This window comes from Nocardia sp. CA-135953 (assembly GCF_050955735.1).
Classification (GTDB): domain Bacteria; phylum Actinomycetota; class Actinomycetes; order Mycobacteriales; family Mycobacteriaceae; genus Nocardia.
Genome location: NZ_CP192082.1, coordinates 4,177,963 through 4,200,119, shown reverse-complemented (window position 1 = coordinate 4,200,119; position 22,157 = coordinate 4,177,963). Strand labels below are relative to the sequence as shown.

At 66.6% G+C, this 22,157-nt stretch carries 24 protein-coding genes; 11 read left to right on the top strand and 13 right to left on the bottom strand.

Translation table 11 applies throughout. The features are described from left to right. Positions 1–36: 36 nt before the first annotated feature. From ACQPXH_RS19575 to ppgK, 4 genes are all read right to left on the bottom strand, one after another. The gene (locus tag ACQPXH_RS19575) at positions 37–336 is read right to left on the bottom strand and encodes a hypothetical protein (RefSeq protein WP_433597985.1); all 300 of its coding nucleotides are present in this window, start codon (positions 334–336) and stop codon (positions 37–39) included. Between the two features lie 48 nt (positions 337–384). Beyond that, positions 385–1,230: an MHYT domain-containing protein gene (locus ACQPXH_RS19570; RefSeq protein ID WP_433597984.1), complete on the bottom strand. Its 846-nt coding sequence runs from the start codon at positions 1,228–1,230 to the stop codon at positions 385–387. A 403-nt stretch (positions 1,231–1,633) separates the two neighbouring features. After that, positions 1,634–3,007 carry an RNA polymerase sigma factor gene (locus tag ACQPXH_RS19565; RefSeq protein ID WP_433597983.1) on the bottom strand — a complete coding sequence of 458 codons (1,374 nt, stop codon included), beginning with the start codon at positions 3,005–3,007 and terminating at the stop codon, positions 1,634–1,636. A 196-nt stretch (positions 3,008–3,203) separates the two neighbouring features. Further along, a complete protein-coding gene (gene ppgK, locus ACQPXH_RS19560) occupies positions 3,204–3,962 on the bottom strand; it encodes a polyphosphate--glucose phosphotransferase (RefSeq protein WP_433597982.1) in 759 nt (252 codons plus the stop codon). Positions 3,963–4,141: 179 nt separating this feature from the next. On the opposite strand from ppgK, the gene ACQPXH_RS19555 reads away from it, so the two are divergent. Beyond that, positions 4,142–5,047, top strand: a complete 906-nt coding sequence (locus ACQPXH_RS19555; protein ID WP_433597981.1) for an inositol monophosphatase family protein — start codon at positions 4,142–4,144, stop codon at positions 5,045–5,047. A gap of 62 nt (positions 5,048–5,109) precedes the next feature. Here ACQPXH_RS19555 and cei read toward each other — a convergent pair whose 3' ends face one another. Beyond that, positions 5,110–5,790 (bottom strand): envelope integrity protein Cei, encoded by a 681-nt coding sequence (cei, locus tag ACQPXH_RS19550; protein WP_040692557.1) that lies wholly within the window; start codon positions 5,788–5,790, stop codon positions 5,110–5,112. A 371-nt stretch (positions 5,791–6,161) separates the two neighbouring features. Between cei and ACQPXH_RS19545 the strand changes: the two genes are divergently transcribed. Next, positions 6,162–6,464, top strand: a complete 303-nt coding sequence (locus ACQPXH_RS19545) for a DUF4193 domain-containing protein (RefSeq protein ID WP_040692543.1) — start codon at positions 6,162–6,164, stop codon at positions 6,462–6,464. A 66-nt stretch (positions 6,465–6,530) separates the two neighbouring features. Here the strand turns inward: ACQPXH_RS19545 and ACQPXH_RS19540 are convergent, their stop codons facing one another. Further along, positions 6,531–7,010: a DUF3093 domain-containing protein gene (locus ACQPXH_RS19540; RefSeq protein WP_433597980.1), complete on the bottom strand. Its 480-nt coding sequence runs from the start codon at positions 7,008–7,010 to the stop codon at positions 6,531–6,533. Between the two features lie 79 nt (positions 7,011–7,089). Between ACQPXH_RS19540 and dut the strand changes: the two genes are divergently transcribed. Together dut and ACQPXH_RS19530 are read left to right on the top strand one after the other, a co-directional pair. Then, positions 7,090–7,587: a dUTP diphosphatase gene (dut, locus tag ACQPXH_RS19535; RefSeq protein ID WP_433597979.1), complete on the top strand. Its 498-nt coding sequence runs from the start codon at positions 7,090–7,092 to the stop codon at positions 7,585–7,587. A 269-nt stretch (positions 7,588–7,856) separates the two neighbouring features. Beyond that, positions 7,857–8,660 (top strand): DUF3710 domain-containing protein, encoded by an 804-nt coding sequence (locus tag ACQPXH_RS19530; RefSeq protein WP_433603510.1) that lies wholly within the window; start codon positions 7,857–7,859, stop codon positions 8,658–8,660. Here ACQPXH_RS19530 and ACQPXH_RS19525 read toward each other — a convergent pair. Further along, the gene (locus ACQPXH_RS19525; protein WP_433597978.1) at positions 8,657–9,373 is read right to left on the bottom strand and encodes an alpha/beta hydrolase; all 717 of its coding nucleotides are present in this window, start codon (positions 9,371–9,373) and stop codon (positions 8,657–8,659) included. The two genes, ACQPXH_RS19530 and ACQPXH_RS19525, sit on opposite strands and share 4 nt — an antisense overlap. 130 nt (positions 9,374–9,503) lie before the next feature. On the opposite strand from ACQPXH_RS19525, the gene ACQPXH_RS19520 reads away from it, so the two are divergent. The 3 genes from ACQPXH_RS19520 (at position 9,504) to ACQPXH_RS19510 (ending at position 11,398) form a co-directional block, all read left to right on the top strand. Then, positions 9,504–9,881, top strand: coding sequence for an OB-fold nucleic acid binding domain-containing protein (locus ACQPXH_RS19520; protein ID WP_433597977.1), 378 nt, complete (start codon positions 9,504–9,506; stop codon positions 9,879–9,881). Positions 9,882–9,884: 3 nt separating this feature from the next. Then, complete coding sequence (locus ACQPXH_RS19515; protein ID WP_433597976.1) at positions 9,885–10,613, top strand: DUF3159 domain-containing protein; 729 nt, start codon at positions 9,885–9,887, stop codon at positions 10,611–10,613. Between the two features lie 149 nt (positions 10,614–10,762). Beyond that, positions 10,763–11,398 (top strand): sigma-70 family RNA polymerase sigma factor, encoded by a 636-nt coding sequence (locus ACQPXH_RS19510; RefSeq protein ID WP_084508808.1) that lies wholly within the window; start codon positions 10,763–10,765, stop codon positions 11,396–11,398. Positions 11,399–11,438: 40 nt separating this feature from the next. Here the strand turns inward: ACQPXH_RS19510 and ACQPXH_RS19505 are convergent, their stop codons facing one another. Both ACQPXH_RS19505 and ACQPXH_RS19500 read right to left on the bottom strand, forming a co-directional pair. Then, positions 11,439–12,110 (bottom strand): potassium channel family protein, encoded by a 672-nt coding sequence (locus ACQPXH_RS19505; RefSeq protein WP_433597975.1) that lies wholly within the window; start codon positions 12,108–12,110, stop codon positions 11,439–11,441. A 2-nt stretch (positions 12,111–12,112) separates the two neighbouring features. Then, a complete protein-coding gene (locus tag ACQPXH_RS19500; protein ID WP_433597974.1) occupies positions 12,113–12,778 on the bottom strand; it encodes a potassium channel family protein in 666 nt (221 codons plus the stop codon). Positions 12,779–13,020: 242 nt separating this feature from the next. Between ACQPXH_RS19500 and ACQPXH_RS19495 the strand changes: the two genes are divergently transcribed. Both ACQPXH_RS19495 and ACQPXH_RS19490 read left to right on the top strand, forming a co-directional pair. After that, positions 13,021–15,009 (top strand): APC family permease, encoded by a 1,989-nt coding sequence (locus tag ACQPXH_RS19495; RefSeq protein WP_433597973.1) that lies wholly within the window; start codon positions 13,021–13,023, stop codon positions 15,007–15,009. Beyond that, positions 15,006–16,625 carry a class I SAM-dependent RNA methyltransferase gene (locus ACQPXH_RS19490; protein WP_433597972.1) on the top strand — a complete coding sequence of 540 codons (1,620 nt, stop codon included), beginning with the start codon at positions 15,006–15,008 and terminating at the stop codon, positions 16,623–16,625. Before ACQPXH_RS19495 ends, ACQPXH_RS19490 begins: the two co-directional genes overlap by 4 nt. A gap of 357 nt (positions 16,626–16,982) precedes the next feature. On the opposite strand, the gene ACQPXH_RS19485 is transcribed toward ACQPXH_RS19490, so the two are convergent. Together ACQPXH_RS19485 and ACQPXH_RS19480 are read right to left on the bottom strand one after the other, a co-directional pair. After that, on the bottom strand, positions 16,983–17,666 hold the full coding sequence (locus ACQPXH_RS19485; RefSeq protein ID WP_433597971.1) for an SIMPL domain-containing protein: 684 nt from the start codon (positions 17,664–17,666) through the stop codon (positions 16,983–16,985). 24 nt (positions 17,667–17,690) lie between these two features. Continuing rightward, positions 17,691–18,224, bottom strand: coding sequence for a hypothetical protein (locus ACQPXH_RS19480; protein ID WP_433597970.1), 534 nt, complete (start codon positions 18,222–18,224; stop codon positions 17,691–17,693). Between the two features lie 407 nt (positions 18,225–18,631). On the opposite strand from ACQPXH_RS19480, the gene dxs reads away from it, so the two are divergent. Then, positions 18,632–20,530 carry a 1-deoxy-D-xylulose-5-phosphate synthase gene (gene dxs, locus ACQPXH_RS19475; RefSeq protein WP_433597969.1) on the top strand — a complete coding sequence of 633 codons (1,899 nt, stop codon included), beginning with the start codon at positions 18,632–18,634 and terminating at the stop codon, positions 20,528–20,530. A gap of 61 nt (positions 20,531–20,591) precedes the next feature. Here the strand turns inward: dxs and ACQPXH_RS19470 are convergent, their stop codons facing one another. Next, positions 20,592–20,720 carry a CGNR zinc finger domain-containing protein gene (locus ACQPXH_RS19470; RefSeq protein ID WP_433597968.1) on the bottom strand — a complete coding sequence of 43 codons (129 nt, stop codon included), beginning with the start codon at positions 20,718–20,720 and terminating at the stop codon, positions 20,592–20,594. Between ACQPXH_RS19470 and ACQPXH_RS19465 the strand changes: the two genes are divergently transcribed. After that, positions 20,719–20,859 (top strand): hypothetical protein, encoded by a 141-nt coding sequence (locus tag ACQPXH_RS19465; RefSeq protein WP_433597967.1) that lies wholly within the window; start codon positions 20,719–20,721, stop codon positions 20,857–20,859. The two genes, ACQPXH_RS19470 and ACQPXH_RS19465, sit on opposite strands and share 2 nt — an antisense overlap. 14 nt (positions 20,860–20,873) lie before the next feature. Here the strand turns inward: ACQPXH_RS19465 and ACQPXH_RS19460 are convergent, their stop codons facing one another. Further along, positions 20,874–22,148: an HRDC domain-containing protein gene (locus ACQPXH_RS19460; protein ID WP_433597966.1), complete on the bottom strand. Its 1,275-nt coding sequence runs from the start codon at positions 22,146–22,148 to the stop codon at positions 20,874–20,876. Between the last annotated feature and the right edge of the window lie 9 nt (positions 22,149–22,157).

Here is a 22,157-nt window from a genome sequence, read left to right as displayed (position 1 = left end):
CTTCTGCGCGCAGACCCGGCCGGTCTGTGTCCTGGCTCACTGAGCTGGTCTTTCCGCCCTGACACCCGGGCCACCATCGGTGCGGCGCTGGTGATGGGCGTCGCGGTCTGCGGCATGCACTGCACCGGTATGTTCGCGATGCATGAGCAGAACGGCCATCACATGCACCCACCCGCGGGCGCGGGCGCGACCCAACTGCTGACTCCGCTGACGGTCGGCGTCGGCATGGTCACCATGATGCTGCTGCTGCATATCGGCATCACCGATGTCGAGGATGACGGGGTGCGCGTGGACCGCGCCCGGCGCGCTACTGGCCGACCAGGGACTGAGCCGCATCGCCCTGAGATCGCCCGGAAGCTTGTCGCACAGGCGATTTCGAAGGGTTCAGTGGCGCGGTACCTCGGTCCGCGTCGGCCAGTGCGCGGTCGGCGGTATCTGCGGTTCCACCGGTGGCAGCGGCGGCAGCGGATCGGTTTTGGCACGCGGTGCGGTGCGCAGCGGCGGCAGCTCTGCACTGCGATCGATCTCGGTCAGGCTGACGCTGATGAGCAGCAGCATCGTCACCACGCTGATCACGACGATGATCGGCGCGATCAGCTCCATAGCACCGGTCCCTTCGGGGCTGTGCATTTCTCCGGTGTGCGCATGCATCGCAGACATCCCGGTGTAATGCATGCCGCATACGGCCACACCCATGATCAGTCCGGCACCGGTGGTTGCGAAAAATCCCTTGACCCGCAACGTGAACCAGAGCGCAACCGTCGCCGCCACCACCGCGATGACGATCGACAGCCCGACTCGCCTCGCGTCATAGCTGATCATCGCATTCGACTTCATCGCAAACATGCCCATGTAATGCATGGCCCCGACGCCGAGGCCGGTGATCGTTCCCCCGGCCAGCAGGCCGCGCAGCGACGGTTCGGGTTTGACCACGATGAACAGCCCGATGCCGACCACGGCTATCGCGGTGATCGCACTGAGCAGAGTGAGCGGAATGTCGTACCGGATCTCGGTGCCGCGGATCGAAAAGCCCAGCATCGCAATGAAATGCATGACCCAGATGCCGGTGCCGCCGATGGCGACGGCCGCGCTGAGCAGCCAGCCGATTCGATCCTTGCCGCTGCGGGCGCGCGCGGCGCATTGCAAGCCGAGCAGGCACCCGGTGACCGACATGGTGTAGGCCAGCAGCGGGGTCAGCAGACCGTAGCTGAAATGGTAGATGTCGAGCACGCACGCCCCCACTGCCGAAAATCGACGATTGAAACAACAGCGGGTCAAACGATACGACAGCCGAGTGCCCGATGGGAGCCGAAATCTATCGGAATATAAGTGGTTTCGGTCACATTCAGGTTTGATTGAAACCTGAATTGGTTACGCGCGGGACGCTGTCTCGGTTGCCGCCCTGTGGCTGATCGGTTGCGCCACATAACGCCGAAAGTGACTGTTGTAGAAGCGATTCGGCTCAATGCGATGGAAACCCCGATGGGTGCAGCCGGATTCGACAATAGCGGCCCGTGGCGGAGCGAATGCGGGCAGAGTTGCCGGTCGATCGGACGACGAGAAGGCCGGTTGCGAAAAACGAAGCGCCCGCGCTGTCAGGCGCGGGCGCTTCGGAAAAATCGAGCAGAACGAACTAGTCGAGGTAGTCGCGCAGGACCTGCGAGCGGCTCGGGTGGCGCAGCTTGCTCATGGTCTTCGACTCGATCTGGCGGATGCGCTCACGGGTGACCCCGTAGACCTGGCCGATCTCATCGAGGGTGCGCGGCTGGCCGTCGGTCAGGCCGAAGCGCAGCCGGACCACGCCCGCCTCGCGCTCGGACAGCGTCTCCAGCACCGACTGCAGCTGATCCTGCAGCAGCGTGAAGCTCACCGCGTCCACCGCGACGACGGCCTCGGAGTCCTCGATGAAGTCGCCGAGTTGGCTGTCGCCCTCATCGCCGATGGTCTGGTCCAGCGAGATGGGCTCACGCGCGTACTGCTGGATCTCGAGGACCTTCTCCGGCGTGATGTCCATTTCCTTGGCCAGCTCCTCCGGAGTGGGCTCGCGGCCCAGATCCTGGAGCAGCTCGCGCTGGATGCGGCCGAGCTTGTTGATGACCTCGACCATATGCACCGGAATGCGGATGGTGCGGGCCTGATCGGCCATGGCGCGGGTGATGGCCTGCCGGATCCACCAGGTGGCGTACGTGGAGAACTTGTAGCCCTTGGTGTAGTCGAACTTCTCCACCGCGCGGATCAGACCGAGGTTGCCCTCCTGGATCAGGTCCAGGAATGCCATGCCGCGGCCGGTGTAGCGCTTGGCAAGCGAGACCACCAGACGCAGGTTGGCTTCCAACAGGTGGTTCTTGGCGCGGTTGCCGTCGCGCACGATCCAGGTGTAGTCGCGGCGCATCGCGACCGGCAGCTTCTCGCCCTGTTCCGCGAAGTCGCGCACCTTCTCCGCCGCGTAGAGACCGGCCTCGATCCGCTTGGCGAGTTCGACCTCCTCCTCGGCGTTGAGCAGAGCGACCTTGCCGATCTGCTTGAGGTAGGCGCGCACCGAGTCGGCCGATGCGGTGAGTTCGGCATCCTTGCGGGCCTGGCGCAGCGCCTCGGATTCCTCCTCGTCCCAGACGAAGTCACCGGAGGCCTTGTCCGCGGCGGACGGTTCGTCGGTCTCGCCCTCCTCGACTTCCTCGGCGACGTCCTCGACCAGTTCCTCCGCCTCGTCGGCGAGATCGTCCTCGGAGACCTCGAGATCGCCGAGATCCTCGATGTCGAGATCCTCGGACTCGAGGTTCTCGTCGCCGCCGGATTCGCCGTCGGGTCCGGCCTTCTTCGGTCCGGCCTTCTTGGCCGGGCCCTTCGTCGGCTTCGCGGCGGCGGCCTTCTTGGCCGGAGCCTTCTTGGCGGCGGCCTTCTTGGCCGGGGCCTTCTTCGCGGCAGCCTTGCGGACCGGCCGTGCTTCGGTTATATCTGCGGAGTCGGCATCGGCCGATTCGGCGGTCTGACGGGTCGTGGCTACCACGTACGCCCTTTCGTGACGGTCTCGTGCGGCGTCACGCCAGAGTGGTGTTCCGGCGGAGCGGTCTGTCGGGTTTCACCGGCTGAACGCCGGGTCTGGGGTTTCCGGCTCGCGGCCGGAGTACGTTCCATTGTAACGATCGAACCAGGGTACCTACGGCACGATCCCGGCAACGGCTAATGCCGCACCCTCCGCGCGTCTACGGTGCGATGCCGGCATCGATGGCCATGGCCGCACCCACGATGCCCGCGGTGTTCTCCAGTCGGGCGGGAATCACCGGGGTTCGGTTGGTGAGCAATGGAATCCATTGCTCGGCATCGCGGCTGATGCCGCCACCTGCGACGAAGACCTTCGGCCAGAACAAATTCTCCAGGCCGCCGAGCACAATGCTGACCTGAGCGGCCCATTGCTCGTAGGTCAGGCCGTCGCGATCCTTGATCGAGGCGGCGGCGCGGTGTTCGGTCTCCATGCCGCCGATCTCGAGATGGCCGAGTTCGGTATTGGGCACCAGCGTGCCGTGGAACAGCAGCGCCGAGCCGATGCCGGTGCCGAAGGTCAGCAGCACCACCAGACCGTCGAATTCCTTTGCCGCGCCAAAGCGATCTTCGGCCAGACCGGCCGCGTCGGCGTCGTTGAGCACGGTGACCGCGCGGCCGTCGAGTGCCGCGGAGAACAGCGCCCGTGCGTCGGTGCCGATCCACGCCTTGTCGATATTGGCGGCCGTCTGCGCGACGCCTTGCAGCACGACCGAGGGCAGCGTGATGCCGACCGGGCCGTCCCAATCGGCCCGGGCGACCAATTCGGCGACCGCGTCGGCGACCGCCTTTGGTGTCGAGGGATGCGGTGTCAGGATCTTTATCCGCTCATGGACCAATGCTCCGGTGGCCAGATCCACTGCGGCGCCCTTGACGCCGCTGCCACCGATATCGATACCGAATGCGTGCCCCCGAGCGGACATGACGTTCCCTCGTTCCCTGTGCTGGCCGATGTGAAGAACACGTCGCCGCACAGGAACGCACCACCGGCTGGTCGCGGAGCATGCGGTGATGTGCCCGACGACGGCGTTGTGTCGTGCACGACAAGAGTAATGGCGGGCATCGGTTCCCGTTTGCCGAGGATGTGTGATGGCATGGGGGCATGCCGGAGACCACAGCGTCAGTTACCGCCCGCCCGACCGCGATGCCATCCGAGGATGTTGCCGAATTGCGCCGGATCGCGGTGCAACTCGCCGAAACCGCGGCCGCGCATGTGCGCTCGCGCCGGACCGAGGTATTCGGCCCGGAGGGTGCGCGCGACGGGGTCGTGCAGGCCAAGGGCCACCCCACCGATCCGGTGACGATCGTCGATACCGAAACCGAGGATCTGATCCGCCGCCTGCTCGACGAAGTGCGCCCCGGCGATCCGATCCTCGGTGAGGAGGGCGGCGGTAGCCTGGCCAACGGTGACGCGGACACCGTGCACTGGGTCGTGGACCCGATCGACGGCACGGTGAACTTCCTGTACGGCATTCCCGGCTATGCGATTTCGGTGGCCGCGATGCGCGACGGACGCCCCCTCGCCGGGGCGGTGGTCGATGTCGCGCGAGCGGCCACCTACAGCGCCGGACTGCGGATGGGAGCAACGAAGGTGACCGGTGACGGCGCCGTGGAACACCTGCGCTGCACGCCGGTGCGATCGGCGGCGATGGCCTTGGTGGCCACCGGATTCGCGTACGGCAAACACCGCAGGGCCAGGCAGGCGGAGTTGATCGCGCAGATCCTGCCGGAGATCCGCGATATCCGCCGTCTCGGCGCGGCGGCACTGGATCTGTGCTTCGTCGCCGAGGGCCGCGTCGACGCGTACTACGAACACGGACTCAACGCGTGGGACTGGGCGGCGGGTGCTTTGGTCGCCGCGGAGGCGGGTGCGGCGCTGCGCTTGCCCGCGGCGACCAGCCCGGGGGCGGCAGGTGAACTGGTCGTTGCCGCCGCACCGGGCGTCGCGAACGAATTGACCGAACTGTTCGAGCGTGTCGGCGCGACCACCGCGATCCCGGACGCCTGAAAACGGATCGCCCCGGTCTGCCGAAGCGGCAGACCGGGGCGATTAGGTCGGTTCAGGAAAGATCAGCAGCGTGCCGTGCGCGCCGCGGAAAGCAGTTTGGGATCGATCGACGTGGATCCGCCCGGTGCCGGATTCTTCAGCGATTTCAGCACTTCCTCGGCATCGGGGCTGGGCCGCAGCGATTCGCCGAATACCGAACCGAGCACCAGGTCCACGGTATCGTCGTTGCGCTGATCCTCGATCAGCTCGGCACAGGGCGCGACCAACTGGACCGAGGCGGCGGCCGGCCGGCCGTTCACGCCGAAGCGGATCTGGCCGGTGCAGTTCAGGTCGCCGTTGACATAAACCGGATCGTTACCGAATTGCTGTCCCGGCGCGCTCGCGAAGCCCAGATCACCGAGCGCCGAGGCGATGTGCGAGGCCTGACCGCTCTTATTGTTCGCGTTCAGCACGCGGACCTTCGACGAGGCCAGCGCCGCCGGTTCGACGTCGGTCAGCCGCGATTGCCCTACCCGCTGACCCATCGGGGCCGGTTGAGGCGATTTCGCGTCGGTGGCCGGGCTCGGCGAATTGCACGCCATCGCGGTTCCGCTGCTGTCCTCGGTGGTCAGGGCCTTGATCCACACCACAGTGCAGATCAGGAGTAGGACGCCGACCAAGATCAACCATGGCTGGTTGCGTCGCCGGAGGAAGGGTTGACCCGTTCGATCCGTTGCGCTGCCTTCGGTGATGAGTGAAACCACGTGCATACTCTACGAAAATGTGTCCGCGCCAGTGCGTAAGGTCTCGGCGAGTTCACGGTTGGTGTCGATTACCGCTCAGTTTCGAATCATCTGTGTTTTGATTGCGACTTTTGCTGTGGCGTCCGCTATTGTCTGGCGGCCCAGATCGAAACATCGCAGCCCAAACGGTGGTCGGTCGCGGGAACAAGAAGGGCATGTCCTGCGTTTACCGAGCGCTATCAAAGGTGGGTCCGCATGATCCGCAGTGATAGGGGACCGGTGTACGTGTGACGTGCACCACCGGCGGGGCGGAGCTGGTCATTCCGATTCCGAGGAATCGGTGTGAGTGGCCCGGTCCGGGATATACGGAGTAAGGACGAGGGGAAGACGACATGGCAACCGACTATGACGCACCGAGGCGCACTGAATCCGACGAGGTGTCGGAAGATTCGCTGGAGGAGCTGAAGGCTCGTCGCAACGAGGCACAGTCCGCCGTCGTGGATATCGACGAATCCGATACCGCGGAGTCGTTCGAGCTTCCCGGCGCGGACTTGTCCGAGGAAGTCCTGACAGTTCGGGTGATCCCGAAGCAGGCCGACGAGTTCACCTGTTCCAGCTGTTTCCTGGTCCATCACCGGAGCAGGCTGGCCAGTGAGAGTGGCGGTCAGCTGATCTGCATGGACTGTGCAGCCTGATTTCCGGCGCGAGATCTGATCTCCAGCCCGAGATCAATGGTCAGCCCGCGCTCGGCACGCCCGGCCTCAGCCAGGTATGCCAAGCGCGGCCAAGACCCGGCCCGGCCGTCGCGTACTGATCAACCAGTACGGCGTCGGATCGTCCGGGTCGTCGAGTACAAGTAGCACCATCGGCCCCACCCATGGCCGATGTTGGACATAGGCGGCGGGGTCGAGCTGGCGGCCCAGCGCCGCACTCTTGGCGGTGGGGGCCACCGTGGCCGATCTGGCAACGAAGTTCACCGGCAAATGCGCGCGATCGGCGCGGAGTTCGCGGACGCCGGAACCGTCCTGGGCGACCTCCACCCGATGACGGCTCAGCCACAACAGCACCCACACCGGTACCGGAAACAGCAACGCGTAGGGCAACCAGGCGCGCAGACCAGGTGCGCCCATATGTATTTCGGCGGCCAGCAAGCCGGCGACGGCGAACGCGATCGGCCACCACCACAGCGGCACCCACAGGCGCTCGCGGTAAGGCTCGAAGCTTCGCTGTTGATCGTCCATAGTCACTGGGTTGGGCTGGTCCGACACGACTCAACACTAATTCACCGAGGTCGAGGGCGTACGCGTAGGCTCGGACAATGTGAGCGCCCTTTCACCCATACCTTTGCTGAGGCTTGATCCCGGCATCCCCGTGCCAACGCGTGCCCACCACGGAGACGCGGGCGTGGACTTGTGCACCACAGAGGACGTCATCATCGAACCGGGGGAGCGCGTGCTGGTCGGCACCGGTGTCGCGGTCGCACTGCCGGTCGGCACGGTCGGCCTGATCCATCCCAGGTCTGGACTCGCCGCGAAAACCGGTCTGTCCGTGGTGAATACGCCGGGCACCGTCGATGCGGGCTATCGGGGCGAAATCAAGGTGTGCCTGATCAATCACGATCCGCGCACCCCGATCGAATTGCGTCGCGGCGATCGGATCGCGCAGCTGCTGGTGCAGCGGGTGGAACTGGTCGATTTCGTGGAGGTCGACGTACTCGACGACACCACGCGGGGAGCGGGCGGTTACGGGTCGAGCGGTGGCCACGCCAGTCTGGCCGCGTCGACCGCCGAGGTGGCCACTCTCGGCAAGGAGGCATGACCGGCATGTTCGGGAAGAGACGCAAGTCCAGCGGACGTGAGGAATACGCCGAGGATCGGTACGACGAATACGGCGAGTACGCCGCTTACGGCGACGCGGGTTACGGCGACGCGGGTTACGGCGACGCGGGTTACGACGACGCGGGTTACGACGACGCGGGTTACGACGACGCGGGTTACGACGATGAGCCGATCACGGACGAGAGTCCCATCATCGATCCGATCACCGACGAGAACCCCATCATCGATCCGATCACCGACGAGAATCCGATCGTCCCAGCCGCTTACGTCGCCGCGCACTACGACGACGAACCCGAGTTCGACGAACCCGAGTACGACGAGCACGAGTACGACGATGACGATGACGTGGATGTGCCGAAATCCGGCCCGTACGACTACGACGAGGTGGCCGAACTGCTGGACAATGTGTCCGATCAGCGCCTCGATCTGGGTTCGGTGATCCTGCCGGTGCCGCCGGGCGGCCAATTGCAGGTCGAGATGACCCCGGACGGCACGCCGCAGGCGGTGCACCTGGCTACCGAACACGGTCGGATCACGGTCGCGGCCTATGCCGCGCCCAAGTCGGCGGGCCAATGGCGTTCGGTGGCAGCGGATCTGGCCGAATCGCTACGCAAGGACGGCGCCAGGGTCGCGGTGGAGACCGGACCGTGGGGCCGGGAACTGCTCGCCATCACCGAGGGCGCGGACCTGCGCTTCATCGGGGTGGATGGTCCGCGATGGATGGTGCGGCTGGTGGCCGCGGGTCCGGAGGGCGCCGCCGATGACGGTGGGCCGCTGGTGCGGGCCGCGCGAGCGATCTTGACCGAGACCGTGATTCGACGCGGCGACGATCCGATGCCGGTGCGCGAGCCGCTGGCCGTCGTGCTGCCACCGGAGCTGGCCGAGCAGCTGGCCGCCGCGCATCAGGCGCAGGTGGACGCACAGCAGCAGGCAATGGCCGCACAGCAGGCCGCGGTCCAGCCCACACCCCAGCCGCTGGTCCCGCGGCGCATGCCGAATGAACCGCGCCGCGGTGCCGACGGCTCCGCCATGCAGCAGCTCGGGCTCAACTAGAACGCCGCGAGTCCCGCGTTTCCGAGAATCGCGGGATCCGCGCCGAGCTCATCGAGGGTGATCCGGATCAGCTCGGCGCGCGGGATCAGCTCGGCCCATTCCTCGGCGACCGACAGCGGGTGAACCGGATCGTCGACGGCGGTGACGATGGTGACGGGCACCTCGACGGTGCCGAGTCGTTCCGCATCGGGCCACTTGTAGTCGGCGGCCTCCTGTAGCGCCTCGGGCAGCCGCGGCCACTGCGAATGCCAGGACTGGGTGAGCGCATCGGCGAGCCAGCGCGGGCTGCTCGCGCGCATGCGTTCGACCACCGCGTCGAGCCCGTCCGCACGTAACTGGGCAGCGGTGGCGGCAGCGCTGAGCGCGGCCGGGCACGCGGCGGTATCGGGACCGGTCCAGGCCGGTAGCGCCGCCACTACGCCGGTTGCTGCCCCAGGATGTTCAGCCGCCCATTCGAGTGCGACCGCCGCGCCGAGGGAGATCCCGGTGGCCAGGACCGGCCCGCGCCTCGCGGCCCCATCGAGCGCCGCCCGGTACCCGGCAACCACTCCGCGCGGGTCTGGTTCGACGGCGATGAATTCGATTCCGCGTGCCGCACAAGCCGCTCCGAAGGCGCGGCGGGCGAAGTCGGCATCCGAACCGGTTCCCGGCAACGCCACAGCGATCGGGGCGCGGCCGCTGCGGTCCGGCGCGAAATGTGGGGAGTCGAACACCGGTCCGAGCGTAGCGGGGTGAGGGTTGCCCATCTACAGTGGCGGGTATACGGCCTTAAGCCGGTCGTTACCGGAACAACCATGATGGCGTGGGACCCACGTCGTCTTGCTCCACGCAGGAGAGCGTCAAATGTCATCCGCCGCCTCAGGTTATTTTCGCCGACTGAGCCGCAGGCTGACCGAGGATCTCGATCAGTTGGACGCCGAGGAACTCGCCGAATCGGCCGATGCGTCGGGTGCCTGTCGGGCTTCGGACTGTCAGCGCGGTGAGGAGGCGACCATGCTCGGCCGACTACGCAGTGTCGAGGCGTGTCCGAAGTCCGTCGGCGCCAGTGTTCAGGCAGAATTCTTCGACGGCACCGACGCCATCAGTCTGGTGTGGATCGGTCGCCGCCGTATTCCCGGTATCGAACCGGGACGCAAGATCCTTGTCCGCGGTCGTGTGGGTGACCGGGATGGTCGTAAGGTGATCTACAACCCCTACTACGAATTGCGTGAGAACAGCTGACGTATGCCATCGAGCAACGAGAACGCCGCGGAGATCCACACCCGAGGTCGTGAGCCGATCGACGCGGGCCCGTCCGACGTCGTAGATCGCTCTGTAGACGCCGAAACCGAAGAGGCCGAACAAACCCTCCTGGAGCAGTTGGGCGGCTTCAGCGGCCTGATCTACTCGACGCTGCCGGTGCTGGTCTTCGTGCCCGTGAACACCTTTGCCGGGCTCACCGCGGCGATCTGGTCGGCACTCGGCGTGGCTGCCGCGATTCTGGTGTGGCGGCTGGTGCGGCGCAGCCCCATCCAGCCCGCGATCTCGGGCTTCGTCGGGGTGGGCATCTGCGCGTTCATCGCCTACCGCATGGGTGAGGCGAAAGGCTTCTTCCTGTTCGGCATCTACACCAGCCTGGTCTACGCCGGGGTTTTCCTGGTGTCGATGCTGGTGCGCTGGCCGCTGGTCGGCGTGATCTGGGGTGTGCTCAACGGCCACGGCACCGAATGGCGGTCCGACCGCCGCGTCGTGCGCCTCTACGACCTGGCGACTACCACCTGGGTGATCGTTTTCGGCGCGCGTTATCTGGTGCAGTCGCAGCTCTACGACACCGATCGCACCGGCTGGCTGGCCTTCGCGCGCATCGCGATGGGCTGGCCGCTGACCGGCGTCGCGCTGGCAGTCACCGTGTGGGCGGTGCGCCGGGCCGGACATCTGCCGGTGCGCCGGGATACGGCCGCCGAAACGGCCTAGGAATTCCCACCCCGAATTCCGCTGGGGTGTTAACGAATCGCCGCCGGAGGTGGGGGAGTACCCACCCTGGGGTGCCTGGTTGGGCGACCGAGTTCATCAGACGATCAGTGCAAGCAAAAAAGCACGATCGGCGAGGAAGGACTCGGAAGTTGGCTACCGAGCACAACATTGCGACACTGTCGAAAAACCAGGCCCACCACAACCCGGCATTGTCGGAGAGCCGCCGGGTATCTGCCGAACTGGATAAGTTGATCGGTCCGGCGGCAGCGGGCGACCGTGCGGCGGTCACCGAGATCATCCGGCTGGTCCACCCGCTCGTGCGCCGGTATTGCGGTGCGCGCCTTGGCAATACCGCACATCTGCACGTGACGGCCGACGATGTGGTGCAGGAGATCCTGCTGGCCACCGTCAACGCCATTCCGCGCTACCGCGATCAGGGCAAGTCGTTCCTGGCGTTCGTCTACGGCATCGCGGCCAATAAGGTTGCCGACGCGTTCCGGCGTTCGCAGCTGCACCCGATGTACCCGGTCGACGAGGTGCCCGATACGGCATCGACCGCCGCGGGCCCGGAGGAGTGGGCGATCGCGTCCGAACGGCGCGAGGCCACCCGGGAATTGATGAAGATCCTGGCCCCCGCACACCGCGAGGTGCTGGTGATGCGGATCGTGCTCGGCTGGACCGCAGCGCAGACCGCCGAGGCCATCGGCACCAGTCCCGGCGTGGTTCGGGTCATGCAGCATCGCGCGCTGAACAAGCTGCGCGCGCAGCTCGCGGCCGCATCCTGAGGTCGGACAGGCGCTGATCCAGATCAGCCTTGTCGGGGAGTCAGGGTTTGATACCGTGCGTGGCCAGCGCCACCCGCAGGTCTTCCTCGGCCTCCACGGAGGTCACGAACAACAGCTCGTCATCGCCCTCGAAGGGGTCGTCGGGCTGTGGCACGATCACGCGGCCGCCGCGCAGAATCGTCACAAGGGCGGCATCGCGCGGCAGGGTGAGCGTGCGGACCGGCTTGCCCGCCAAGGCGGTATCGCTGGGCAGGGTGATCTCCACCAGATTGGCCTGACCCTGCCGCAGCGTCATCAACCGGACCAGATCGCCGACCGAGACCGCCTCTTCCACCAGCGAGGCCAGCAGCCGTGGCGTCGACACCGCGACATCGACGCCCCAGGACCCGTCGAAGAGCCATTCATTGCGTGGGTCGTTGACCCGCGCCACCACCCGGCGCACGCCGAATTCGGTCTTGGCGAGCAGGCTGTGCACCAGATTTGTCTTATCGTCACCGGTGGCGGCGATGACGACCTCGTAGGTCTGCAGGCCCGCGTTCTCCAGCAGTGCGAGTTCGCACGCGTCGGCATGGACCCAGATGGCATCCGGGATGGCGGCGGGGTCGATGTGGTCGAGCTGGCGCTCGAGCAGCATCACCCGATGGCCGCCGCGCAATAGCTCCCTGGCTATCGATCGGCCGACGGCGCCGGCTCCGGCGATCGCCACTTTCATGTTCAGTCCTCGCTTGCTGGGGGCTTACCGGCCAAGGCGACGGCCTCGCCGACGGAGCCGGAGGTGGCTGCGACATAGACGACGTCGTCGGCCTGGACCACGGTCTTGCTCTCGGGGAGCAGGCCCTGACCGAACCGGATGATGAAGGCGACCCTTGCGCCCACGCTGCGCTCCAGATCGCGCACGGTGCGTCCGTACCACTCCTCGTGCAGTGTCAACTGGGCTACCGCAACGGTGCCCGTCGGATCCCGCCAGGTGGTGGTGCCGCCGTCCCCGATCAGCGTGGTGAGGAAGCGGTCGGTGGTCCACGGCACGGTGGCGATGGTCGGAATGCCGAGGCGCTCGTAGACGGCGGCGCGTTTGGCGTCGTAGATGCGCGCGACCACGCGCTGCACACCGAACATTTCCCGGGCCACCCGCGCGGAGATGATGTTGGAGTTGTCGCCGGAGGAGACTGCGGCGAAGGCGTCGGCCCGCTCGATTCCCGCGCGGGTCAGCACATCCCGGTCGAAGCCGACACCGACCACCCGCTCGCCCGGAAAGTCCTCGCCGAGGCGCAGGAAGGCGGTGTGGTCCCGGTCGATCACGGTGACCTCATGGCCGACCCGGACCAGGGCGCGTGCCAGCGATGAGCCGACCCGTCCGCAACCCATGATCACTACGTACACCGCAACCTCGTTCCTGGAAACTGTGTTCAATTGGCGGCACTCGCAGGCCCTATGTGGTTACGCAAGCTACCGCCTCCGGGCCGTGAACTCGCGCCGCGGGGCGTTCGGTTTGCTCACCTCGGCATCGAACCGTACCCGCCAGATGTTTCCATGGCCCAATTTCCCCTCCGCCGGTCAACCAAACATACGACGTGAACCGGCCGAAGGAGCGCTGCATCCTGCGGGGATCTATGCTCGCTCCAGTGTCCAAGTTGACGACGGCAGCCAAACGTTTGCTGCTGGGCAGGCCTTTCCGTAGCGATGCGCTGGGCCACACCCTGCTGCCGAAGCGAATCGCGCTTCCGGTGTTCGCCTCCGATGCCATGTCCTCGGTGGCCTACGCCCCGGAGGAAATCTTCCTCGTTCTTTCGGTGGCAGGCATTTCTGCCTACGTCTATGCGCCCTGGGTTGGTCTGGCCGTCTCATTCGTGATGGCCGTGGTGGTCGCCAGCTATCGGCAGAATGTGCACGCCTACCCCTCTGGAGGCGGTGACTACGAGGTCGCCACCACGAATCTCGGGCCCAACGCCGGGCTCACCGTCGGCAGTGCGCTGCTCGTCGACTATGTGCTCACGGTGGCGGTATCCATCTCTTCGGCGGCGTCGAATATCGGGTCCGCGATTCCGTTCGTGGCCACGCACAAGGTGTTGTTCGCGGTCGTCGCCATCGTTGTGCTGACATCGATCAATCTGCGCGGCATCCGGGAATCGGGTGTCGCCTTCGCGATTCCGACCTACGCCTTCATTTTCGGCATGTTCGCGATGCTGGGGTGGGGGCTGTTCCGCATCTTCATACTCGGCGACGACCTGCGCGCCGAATCGGCGGGCTTCCAGCTCAATGCCGAGGAGGAGCACCTATACGGACTCGCGTTCACCTTCCTGATCGCGCGGGCGTTCTCGTCCGGCTGTGCCGCGCTCACCGGTGTCGAGGCGATCAGCAATGGTGTGCCCGCCTTCCGGAAACCCAAGTCGCGCAATGCCGCGACCACGTTGTTGATGCTCGGCAGCATCGCGATCGCACTGCTGATGGGCATCATCATCCTGGCCCAGAAGATCGGGATCGTCTACGCGCACAATGAATCCGAGTTGATCGGCGCACCCGCGGACTACCACCAGAAGACGCTCATCGCCCAGCTGGCCGAGACCGTCTTCCACGGCTTCCCGATCGGCTTCTTTTTCATTACCACAGTGACCGCGCTGATCCTGGTGCTCGCCGCGAATACCGCGTTCAACGGCTTCCCGGTGCTGGGTTCGATTCTGGCGCAGGACCGTTACCTGCCACGGCAGTTGCACACCCGTGGCGACCGACTGGCGTTCAGCAACGGCATTCTGTTCCTCTCGGGTGCGGCCGTCGCATTCGTCGTGGTGTTCGGCGCCGAGGTGACCAAACTCATCCAGCTGTACATCGTCGGGGTGTTCGTCTCGTTCGTGCTCAGCCAGACCGGCATGCTGCGGCACTGGACCCGGTTGTTGCGCACCGAAACCGATCCGTCGCAGCGGGCGCGGATGAAGCGTTCGCGGGTGATCAACGCGATCGGGCTCAGTGCCACCGGGACGGTGCTGGTCATCGTGTTGATCACCAAGTTCTTCGCCGGTGCCTGGATCGCGATCTGCACCATGGTGTCGATCTTCGTTGTGATGAAACTCATTCGGCGGCACTACGATTCGGTTTCCCGCGAACTCGATGAGCACGAATGGGACGGTGTGTTGCCGAGTCGGTCGCATTCGATCGTGCTGGTGTCCAAACTGCATCTGCCGACGCGCCGGGCGCTGGCCTACGCGCGCGCGACCCGCCCCGATACTTTGGAGGCGGTGACGGTGAACGTCGACGAGGCCGACACCAGGGCGCTGGTGCGGGAGTGGGAGCGCAGCGATATCACGGTGCCGCTCAAGGTGATCGAATCGCCCTATCGCGAAATCACCAAGCCGGTACTGGATTACGTCAAGCGGGTGCGGCGCGATTCGCCGCGCGATGTGGTGACCGTATTCATTCCGGAATACGTTGTCGGACACTGGTGGGAGCAGATTCTGCACAACCAGAGCGCGTTGCGGCTCAAGGGCAGGTTGCTGTTCGAACCGGGTGTCATGGTGACGAGTGTGCCGTGGCAGTTGACGTCGTCCGCGAAGGCCAGGCAGGCCGGTGTGGTGAATGCGCCCGGTGCGGTGCGGCGCGGGTACGAGGACCGAGGGTGACCGACTGGCGCGCGAACACCTTCCAGGTGCGGCTCGGGCCGCCCGGGCACGGGGGGTTCTGTGTCGCACGGCACGAGGGCCGGGTCGTCTTCGTGCGGCATGGGCTGCCCGATGAACTGGTTCGAGTGCGGGTCACCGAGGATCGCGGGGGTTCGTTCTGCCGTGCCGATGCGATCGAAATCCTGGAAGCATCCCGGGATCGCGTTCCCGCCACCTGTCCCGTCTCCGGTCCCGGTGGCGCAGGCTGCTGCGATTTCTCCTTCGCCACCCCCGCCGCGCAGCGGGCGCTGAAGGCCGCGATTGTGGCGGAGCAACTGCATCGCATCGCCGGAATCGAACGAGATATCACCGTGGAGCCGATCGCCGGATATCCGGCCGACGCCACCGGCGGCTGGCGTACTCGTGTCCGCTTGGCCGTTGACGCCGAGGGCCGAGCCGGAGTGCACGGGTACCGCAGCACCGAGGTGATCACCGATCTGCGCTGCCCCCAACCGGTTCCAGGTGCGATGGCGGGCATCGCGGACCGCATATGGACTCCCGGCGCGGATCTGGTAGTCGCGGTCGACGGCGATGGGATGCGGCACATCGTCGAGTTGGCTCCGTCGGCGGTTGCGGGACGTGCTGAGTCCGAACGGCCTTCGAGGCGAGGTGCGGATCGGCGTGGCAGGCGGGACACAGACCGGCGTTCCGGAAAGCGTCGCGCCGCTGAGCGGGGGCCCGGCAGCGAGTCGCCACGGACCGGTGCACGTGGACCCGGCGACGAAGGCCGTCCGGGCGGATCGGAATGGCGGCGTACCGATGAAGGTGACGGGCCTGAGGCCCTGCCCGGCGATGCGGATGGTCGCGGCCGTCATGCCGAACCGGGGCACGATGGCGAGTGGGACCGGGCCAGGCGTCGGGATCGGTCTCGTCGTGACGAGATCGGTGGCGCAGGCTCGCGAGGCAGCGATCGGTCCGGATCGGTTGGGAGAGAGGGAGTTCGGCGGCGGGCGGCGGCGCGGCGGGCTGCGACGCACGCGGCTCGGGACGAGTGGGTGATGGGCGGTAGTGGTCGGACGGTCGAGTATGTTGCCGGACGGCGGTGGGAGCTCGCGGCAACCGGGTTCTGGCAGGCGCATCATGGTGCGGCGCAATGTTATTCGGATGTGGTCGCGGGGTGGGCTGGGCTCGGTCACGGGGAGCGGGCATGGGACCTGTACAGCGGCGTAGGGGTTTTCGCGGCCCGACTGGCCGGACAGGTCGGCCAGACCGGTTCGGTGCTCGCGGTGGAATCGATGCGGTCCGCGGTCGCCGACGGGAGTGCCGCGCTGCGCGATCTGCCCTGGCTGGACCTGCGCGCCCAGCGTGTCGAACACTGGCTGGCCGAACACGCCAGCAGCGCCGCCCCGGATGTGGTCGTCCTGGATCCACCCCGCGCGGGCGCGGGCAAGGAGGTGGTCACCGCCGTGACCACCAGCGGCCCGTCCCGCATCATCCATATCGGTTGCGATCCGGCCTCATTCGCCCGCGACCTCGGCCTCTACCGATCGGTGGGCTACCACCTCGCTGAGCTACGCGCCTTCGACGCCTTCCCAGCCACCCACCACGTCGAATGCCTCGCTCTACTGGAGCGTTGAGACCTGTAACGCCTGGCGCAGAGCAGGACGGCCGCGATCCCGCCAGCCCCCCCCGGGTGTCGGAGTCGGCATCATCAGCGGCGCCTCGGTATGCAGCTACCGGCCGGACTTCAGCCCCTGTCCATCGATCCACGGTGCTGAACCGGTCACCCAGGCCGGCCCGGTGAACTGTCCGGTGCCTCGATCGCTGTTGTGGCAGAGCGGCTTACAGACGAACCATGACCGTGTATGTCGTCGCCCGCGCCCGTGAGCACCCCGACCCGCACTTCGGTATCGGCACTGACCGTTTCGAGGGCCGACCCCGTCAGACGCCATGAGGCCCCTACTATACCCAAGCAAGCGTTAGGTCAGATGGAATCAGTCGAGCTGCCAGGTCGCGCGGATGGCCGCCGAGATTTCGGATTCGCCGAGTTCGACCGGAACTGGAGCGCCACCGTAGGACTCGTTCATCGGGGCCGACATGGCCATGAGCCGGGGCGTGGCGGTCGGAGTGGAGGTGGTGTTCTCGGTGATTTCGAGAACCGGGCCGAGGGTCCGCCGAGCACGGTCCGCATACTGCTCAGCCTTTGCGAGCGCGTTGTCCCAAGCGGCATCGCGGGCGCGGATCAGCAGGCTCTCCTGATCGGCGAAACCGAGATCGAGGCCGCCGAGGCGGACATCGTCACCACCGGCGTCGACACAGTTGGCGATGATCGTGGCGGGGCCCGGATCCGCAGTTTCGCCGATATCGCGCAGCACGACGGTGAGGTCGGTGGTCGCGACGTAACCGGTGATCTTGGAGCCACCGCCTTCGAGCCAGACGGTTTCGGTGCGCACCGACAGTCCGCTGGTGGCGATATCGGTGCCGGGAACGCCATCGGAGCGCAGTGATTCGGTCACAGCGGCGACGCGCTCACCGGCCTGGCCGTAGGCGATCGCGACCTTGCCGGCCCGGGTTTCGATGGAAATGGTGACGCGCATCAGATCCGGGGTGGCGCGGGCGCTGCCGGACCCGAGAGTGGTGACCGTGCCGACGGTGTCGTGGGACTTCTTCTTGCTCACGGCGCTCTCCTGACTTCATCGGTTTCAGACGCAACGGTCGATGCTTCGGAAATGTCCCTCGACCCGGGCAAAACCGGTCAATAGTCGGCGCCGCGCACGGCGATCGCGCGCACCGCCGCAGATATAGCCCGGAGCGGGTCCTGCCGCGCTCGGCGATGACCTTGCTGCGGGCAATGGTGGGCACCTCAAATCCTTGGCCAGCCGGCTGCGATCATCCGGAGCGAGCGCCGCGAGTGCGGGATGGTCCTCGATCGCCAGGGACGTGCACGCCGGTTCATCCGCGGGCCGATAGTGATCGAGGACGATGTCCTCGAACCATTGGGTCGCGGTATCGCGATCGATGAATACTCGCCCGCGCGGGTCGACCGGATCCAGGCTGGAGACCAGATGCCCCAGTTCGCTGTCCGGGTCGACAATGGCGACGTGGCAGCCCGTGGCGGCGAGTTCGATCTGCAAGGCATCGAGCATCGGAACCGCGAGCCCGCTGACCTCACCGCCCCGCCGCAGGTCCACCGCCGATGCCGCCAACTCGCGGGCCTGCTCCTCGATCGCGCGCACACCGCCCGCTCCGCACCGGTGAACAGCAGGTCGCCGTGCAGTTCGTAGACGCGGGCGCGGTGCCTGAATTCGGCGAGGACGTCCAACTCGTCGGCGAGTTCCCAGAAATCGTCGGCGCGGCACAGTTCGTACACACCATCGGTGACGATGCGTGCCACGACGCCGGGGTCGACCGTTTGCGGAACCTTCTGCTCGGGCAGGGCCACCGGTCCACTCTAAGCTGGGTAACGTTAGGTGGACCTGCGAACTCGTCCGCACGAGCGTGTTTTCGGATGGGCGGCGATTCGTGTGGAGGCTCACACTTCCACGCGAAGTCGGCTGGTAGCGGGGCATTGTCGTGCGGAGCCGCTGGCGCGGCTCCGTAGACTGATCGGATCAGATGCGCTATCCGGAGGGAGCGAGTTCAGGTGGGAGTGCTTTCCCGGGTCGATACGCCCGAAGACCTGCGACGGCTGACCGTTGCCGAATTGGGTGAACTGGCGGAGGAGATTCGCGAGTTCCTGGTGCAGAAGGTCGCCGTCACCGGCGGGCACCTCGGCCCCAATCTCGGCGTGGTCGAGCTGACCATCGCACTTCACCGGATCTTCGACTCGCCGGCCGATCCGTTGATCTTCGACACGGGGCATCAGGCCTACGTGCACAAGATCCTCACCGGTCGCAAGGATCAGTTCGACACGCTGCGCAAGCAGGGTGGATTGTCCGGCTACCCGAGCCGATCCGAGAGCGCCCACGACTGGGTCGAGTCCTCGCACGCCTCGGCCTCGCTGTCCTATGCCGACGGTCTGGCGAAGGCCTTCGCACTGACCGGGCGGAACCGGCATGTGGTCGCGGTGGTCGGCGACGGCGCGCTCACCGGTGGCATGTGCTGGGAGGCGCTGAACAATATCGCCGCCGCGCCGGACCGGCCCGTCGTCGTGGTGGTCAACGACAACGGCCGCTCGTATGCACCGACCATCGGCGGCCTCGCCGACCGGTTGACCGCACTGCGCACTCAGCCCGCCTACGAGCATGCGCTGGATGCGGGGAAGCGGATCCTCAAGAGCATTCCGCGCGTCGGTGAATCCGCGTACTCGATGGTGCACGCGGTGAAGGCCGGAATCAAGGATGCGGTCAGTCCGCAGGAGCTCTTCAGCGATCTCGGGTTGAAGTATGTCGGGCCGGTGGACGGCCACGACACCGTCGCGTTGGAAGCGGCGCTGCGTCGCGCGAAGGATTTCGGCGGGCCGGTGGTCGTGCACGTGGTGACGCAGAAGGGCCGCGGCTACTCGCACGCCGAGAACCACGTCGCCGACCAGATGCACGCCTGTGATCCGATCGACCCGCTCACCGGCCGCCCGCTCGGCGGCCCCAAGGCGCTCGGCTGGACCTCGGTGTTCTCCCAGGAGCTGATCGCGCATGCGGAGCAGCGCGACGACATCGTCGCGATCACCGCGGCCATGCCAGGACCGACCGGGCTGGCGGCGTTCGGGGAGCGATTCCCGGAGCGGATGTTCGACGTCGGCATCGCCGAACAGCACGCGATGGCCTCGGCGGCCGGACTCGCTCTCGGCGGCATGCATCCGGTGGTGGCGATCTACTCCACATTCCTCAACCGCGCCTTCGACCAGTTGCTGATGGATGTCGCGCTGCTGAAGCAGCCGGTGACGGTGGTGCTGGATCGCGCCGGGATCACCGGTCCGGACGGCGCCTCGCACAATGGCATGTGGGATCTGTCGGTACTCGGCATCATTCCGGGCATGCGCGTTGCGGCCCCGCGCGATGCGGCGACATTGCGTGAGGAGTTGGCCGAGGCGCTCGCGGTGAGTGACGGACCGACCGCCATCCGCTTCCCGAAGGGCAGTGTGGCCGAGGATATTTCGGCCGTCGAGCGGCTCGATGGGGTCGATGTGCTGCGGCTGCCCGAGCGTGAAGGCGGCTCTGCGCGAGCCCAGCGCGGTGATGTACTGCTGGTCACGGTCGGACCATTCGCATCGACCGCGGTCGCGGTCGCGGATCTGCTGGAGCCGGAAGGTATTTCGGTCACCGTGATCGATCCGCGGTGGGTGCTGCCGGTTTCCGATACTGTCGTCAAACTCGCCGAAAACTACCGTCTCGTAGTGACTTTGGAAGACGGCGGTCTGCACGGCGGCATCGGATCCACCGTATCCGCGCGCTTGCGCGGTGCGGGCTTGGATGTGCCGACCCGCGATCTCGGTGTGCCGCAACACTTCCTGGACCATGCGTCTCGCAACGAAATGCACGAAGAGCTCGGATTGACCGCTACCGATATCGCCCGCCGCGTCTCGGGCTGGCTCGACGCACGCTGAGTAAGGGGTTGTCGCTCCGGTGCCGACTGGCGCTGGGCGGCACCATCATTGGTGCTCTCGCCTACCGTGTTGCGTTACGCCGGTGGGAGGCACGGACTTTCACGCGATTGCCGCAGACGTCCATCGAGCACCAGGTGCGGCCGCGGTTGCGGGAATGATGCGTCACCCCGGAGCACGACAGCTCGTCCATGCAGGTTTTCCCGCATGCCGACGGCAGCCGCTTCGTCTGGATCCACGACGCCCTGCCGTACGACCTCGCGGACGCGTTCGGTGCCGCCATGGAGCACGGCCTGCAGGTCTTCGAGCAGTCCGTCGCGACCTCGTCCTGAACGCCGCGTTCGGTCTACTCGGGGGTTGGGGTCAGGGCGGCGGCGAGTCGGGGGACCGCGAGTTCGCGCTGCCAAGGTCGAGCGCCGCCCGACTTGAGGAATCCGTCGATCGCGGCGGATAGGTCGTCGAGCCCGCCTACTCGGTCGTAATCGGGGAGTCCGTCCCAGCACAAGCGGCGCACCAGGTCGGGGGAGAGCAGATTCTCCACCGGAATCGTGTACTCGACGGACAGTTCACCCATCGCCGCGCGCGCTCGAACCAGTCGGGCGGCGGCAGCCGGGTCGCGGCGCTCCCAGCGGTTCACCGGGGGCGGTCCCTCGAACGGTTGGGTCAGGGGTGGTAGGTCGGTGTCGGGGAGGGCGCGGCCGCGGTCGACGGCGGCGAGCCAGTCGCGGGAGTAGCGGCGCTGGCGTGGCCCGCCGAACACCGGCAGGGTGCGCAGTTGGGCGATGGTGCGCGGTTCGGCATTCGCGGCGGCGATGATCGCGGCATCCGGGAGGATGCGGGCCGGGGCGACATCGCGGGTGCGCGCCAGGGTATCCCTGGTGGTCCACAGTTCGCGCACGATGGCCAGCTGGCGGGTGCGGCGCAGGGTGTGGATGCCGGAGGTACGCCGCCAGCGGTCGGCCTTCGGCGTGCCGGGTTCGGTGATCCGGACATGCTCGAATTCCTGTGCGGCCCAATCGGTCTTGTGCTGGGCGTCGAGCGAGACGGCCACCTCGTCGCGCAGTTCGAGCAGTAATTCGACATCGAGTGCCGCGTAGTTCAGCCAATCGTCGGGCAGCGGCCGGGTCGACCAGTCGGCAGCACCGTGACCCTTGCGCAGCGCACGGCCGAGCAGCCGCTCGACCATGGCTGCCAATCCGACGCGCTCGAAACCGGCCAGCCTGCCGCCCAATTCGGTGTCGAACAGTCGCGCGGGGCGCAGGCCGAGTTCGGCGAGTCCGGGTAGATCCTGATCCGCCGAATGCAGCACCCACTCGAGATCGTTGATCGAGGCGGCCAGCGGTTCGAGCGCTTCGGCGACCGGAATCGGATCGATCAGGAAACTGCCCGAACCCGCGCGCCGCAACTGGATCAGGTAGGCGCGCGCCGAATACCGGAAACCGGAGGCGCGCTCGGCATCGACGGCCAGTGGACCGGTGCCCGCCGCGAGCCGAGCAGCGGCGTCGGCGACCTCTGCTGCGGTAACGAGCACGGGGGGCACACCGTCGGCAGGGACGAGCAGCGGCTCCGCCGTGCTTTCTGGTGGCGTGTTGCTTTGCTCGGACTCGTCTGCTACCGACATAAACTTGAA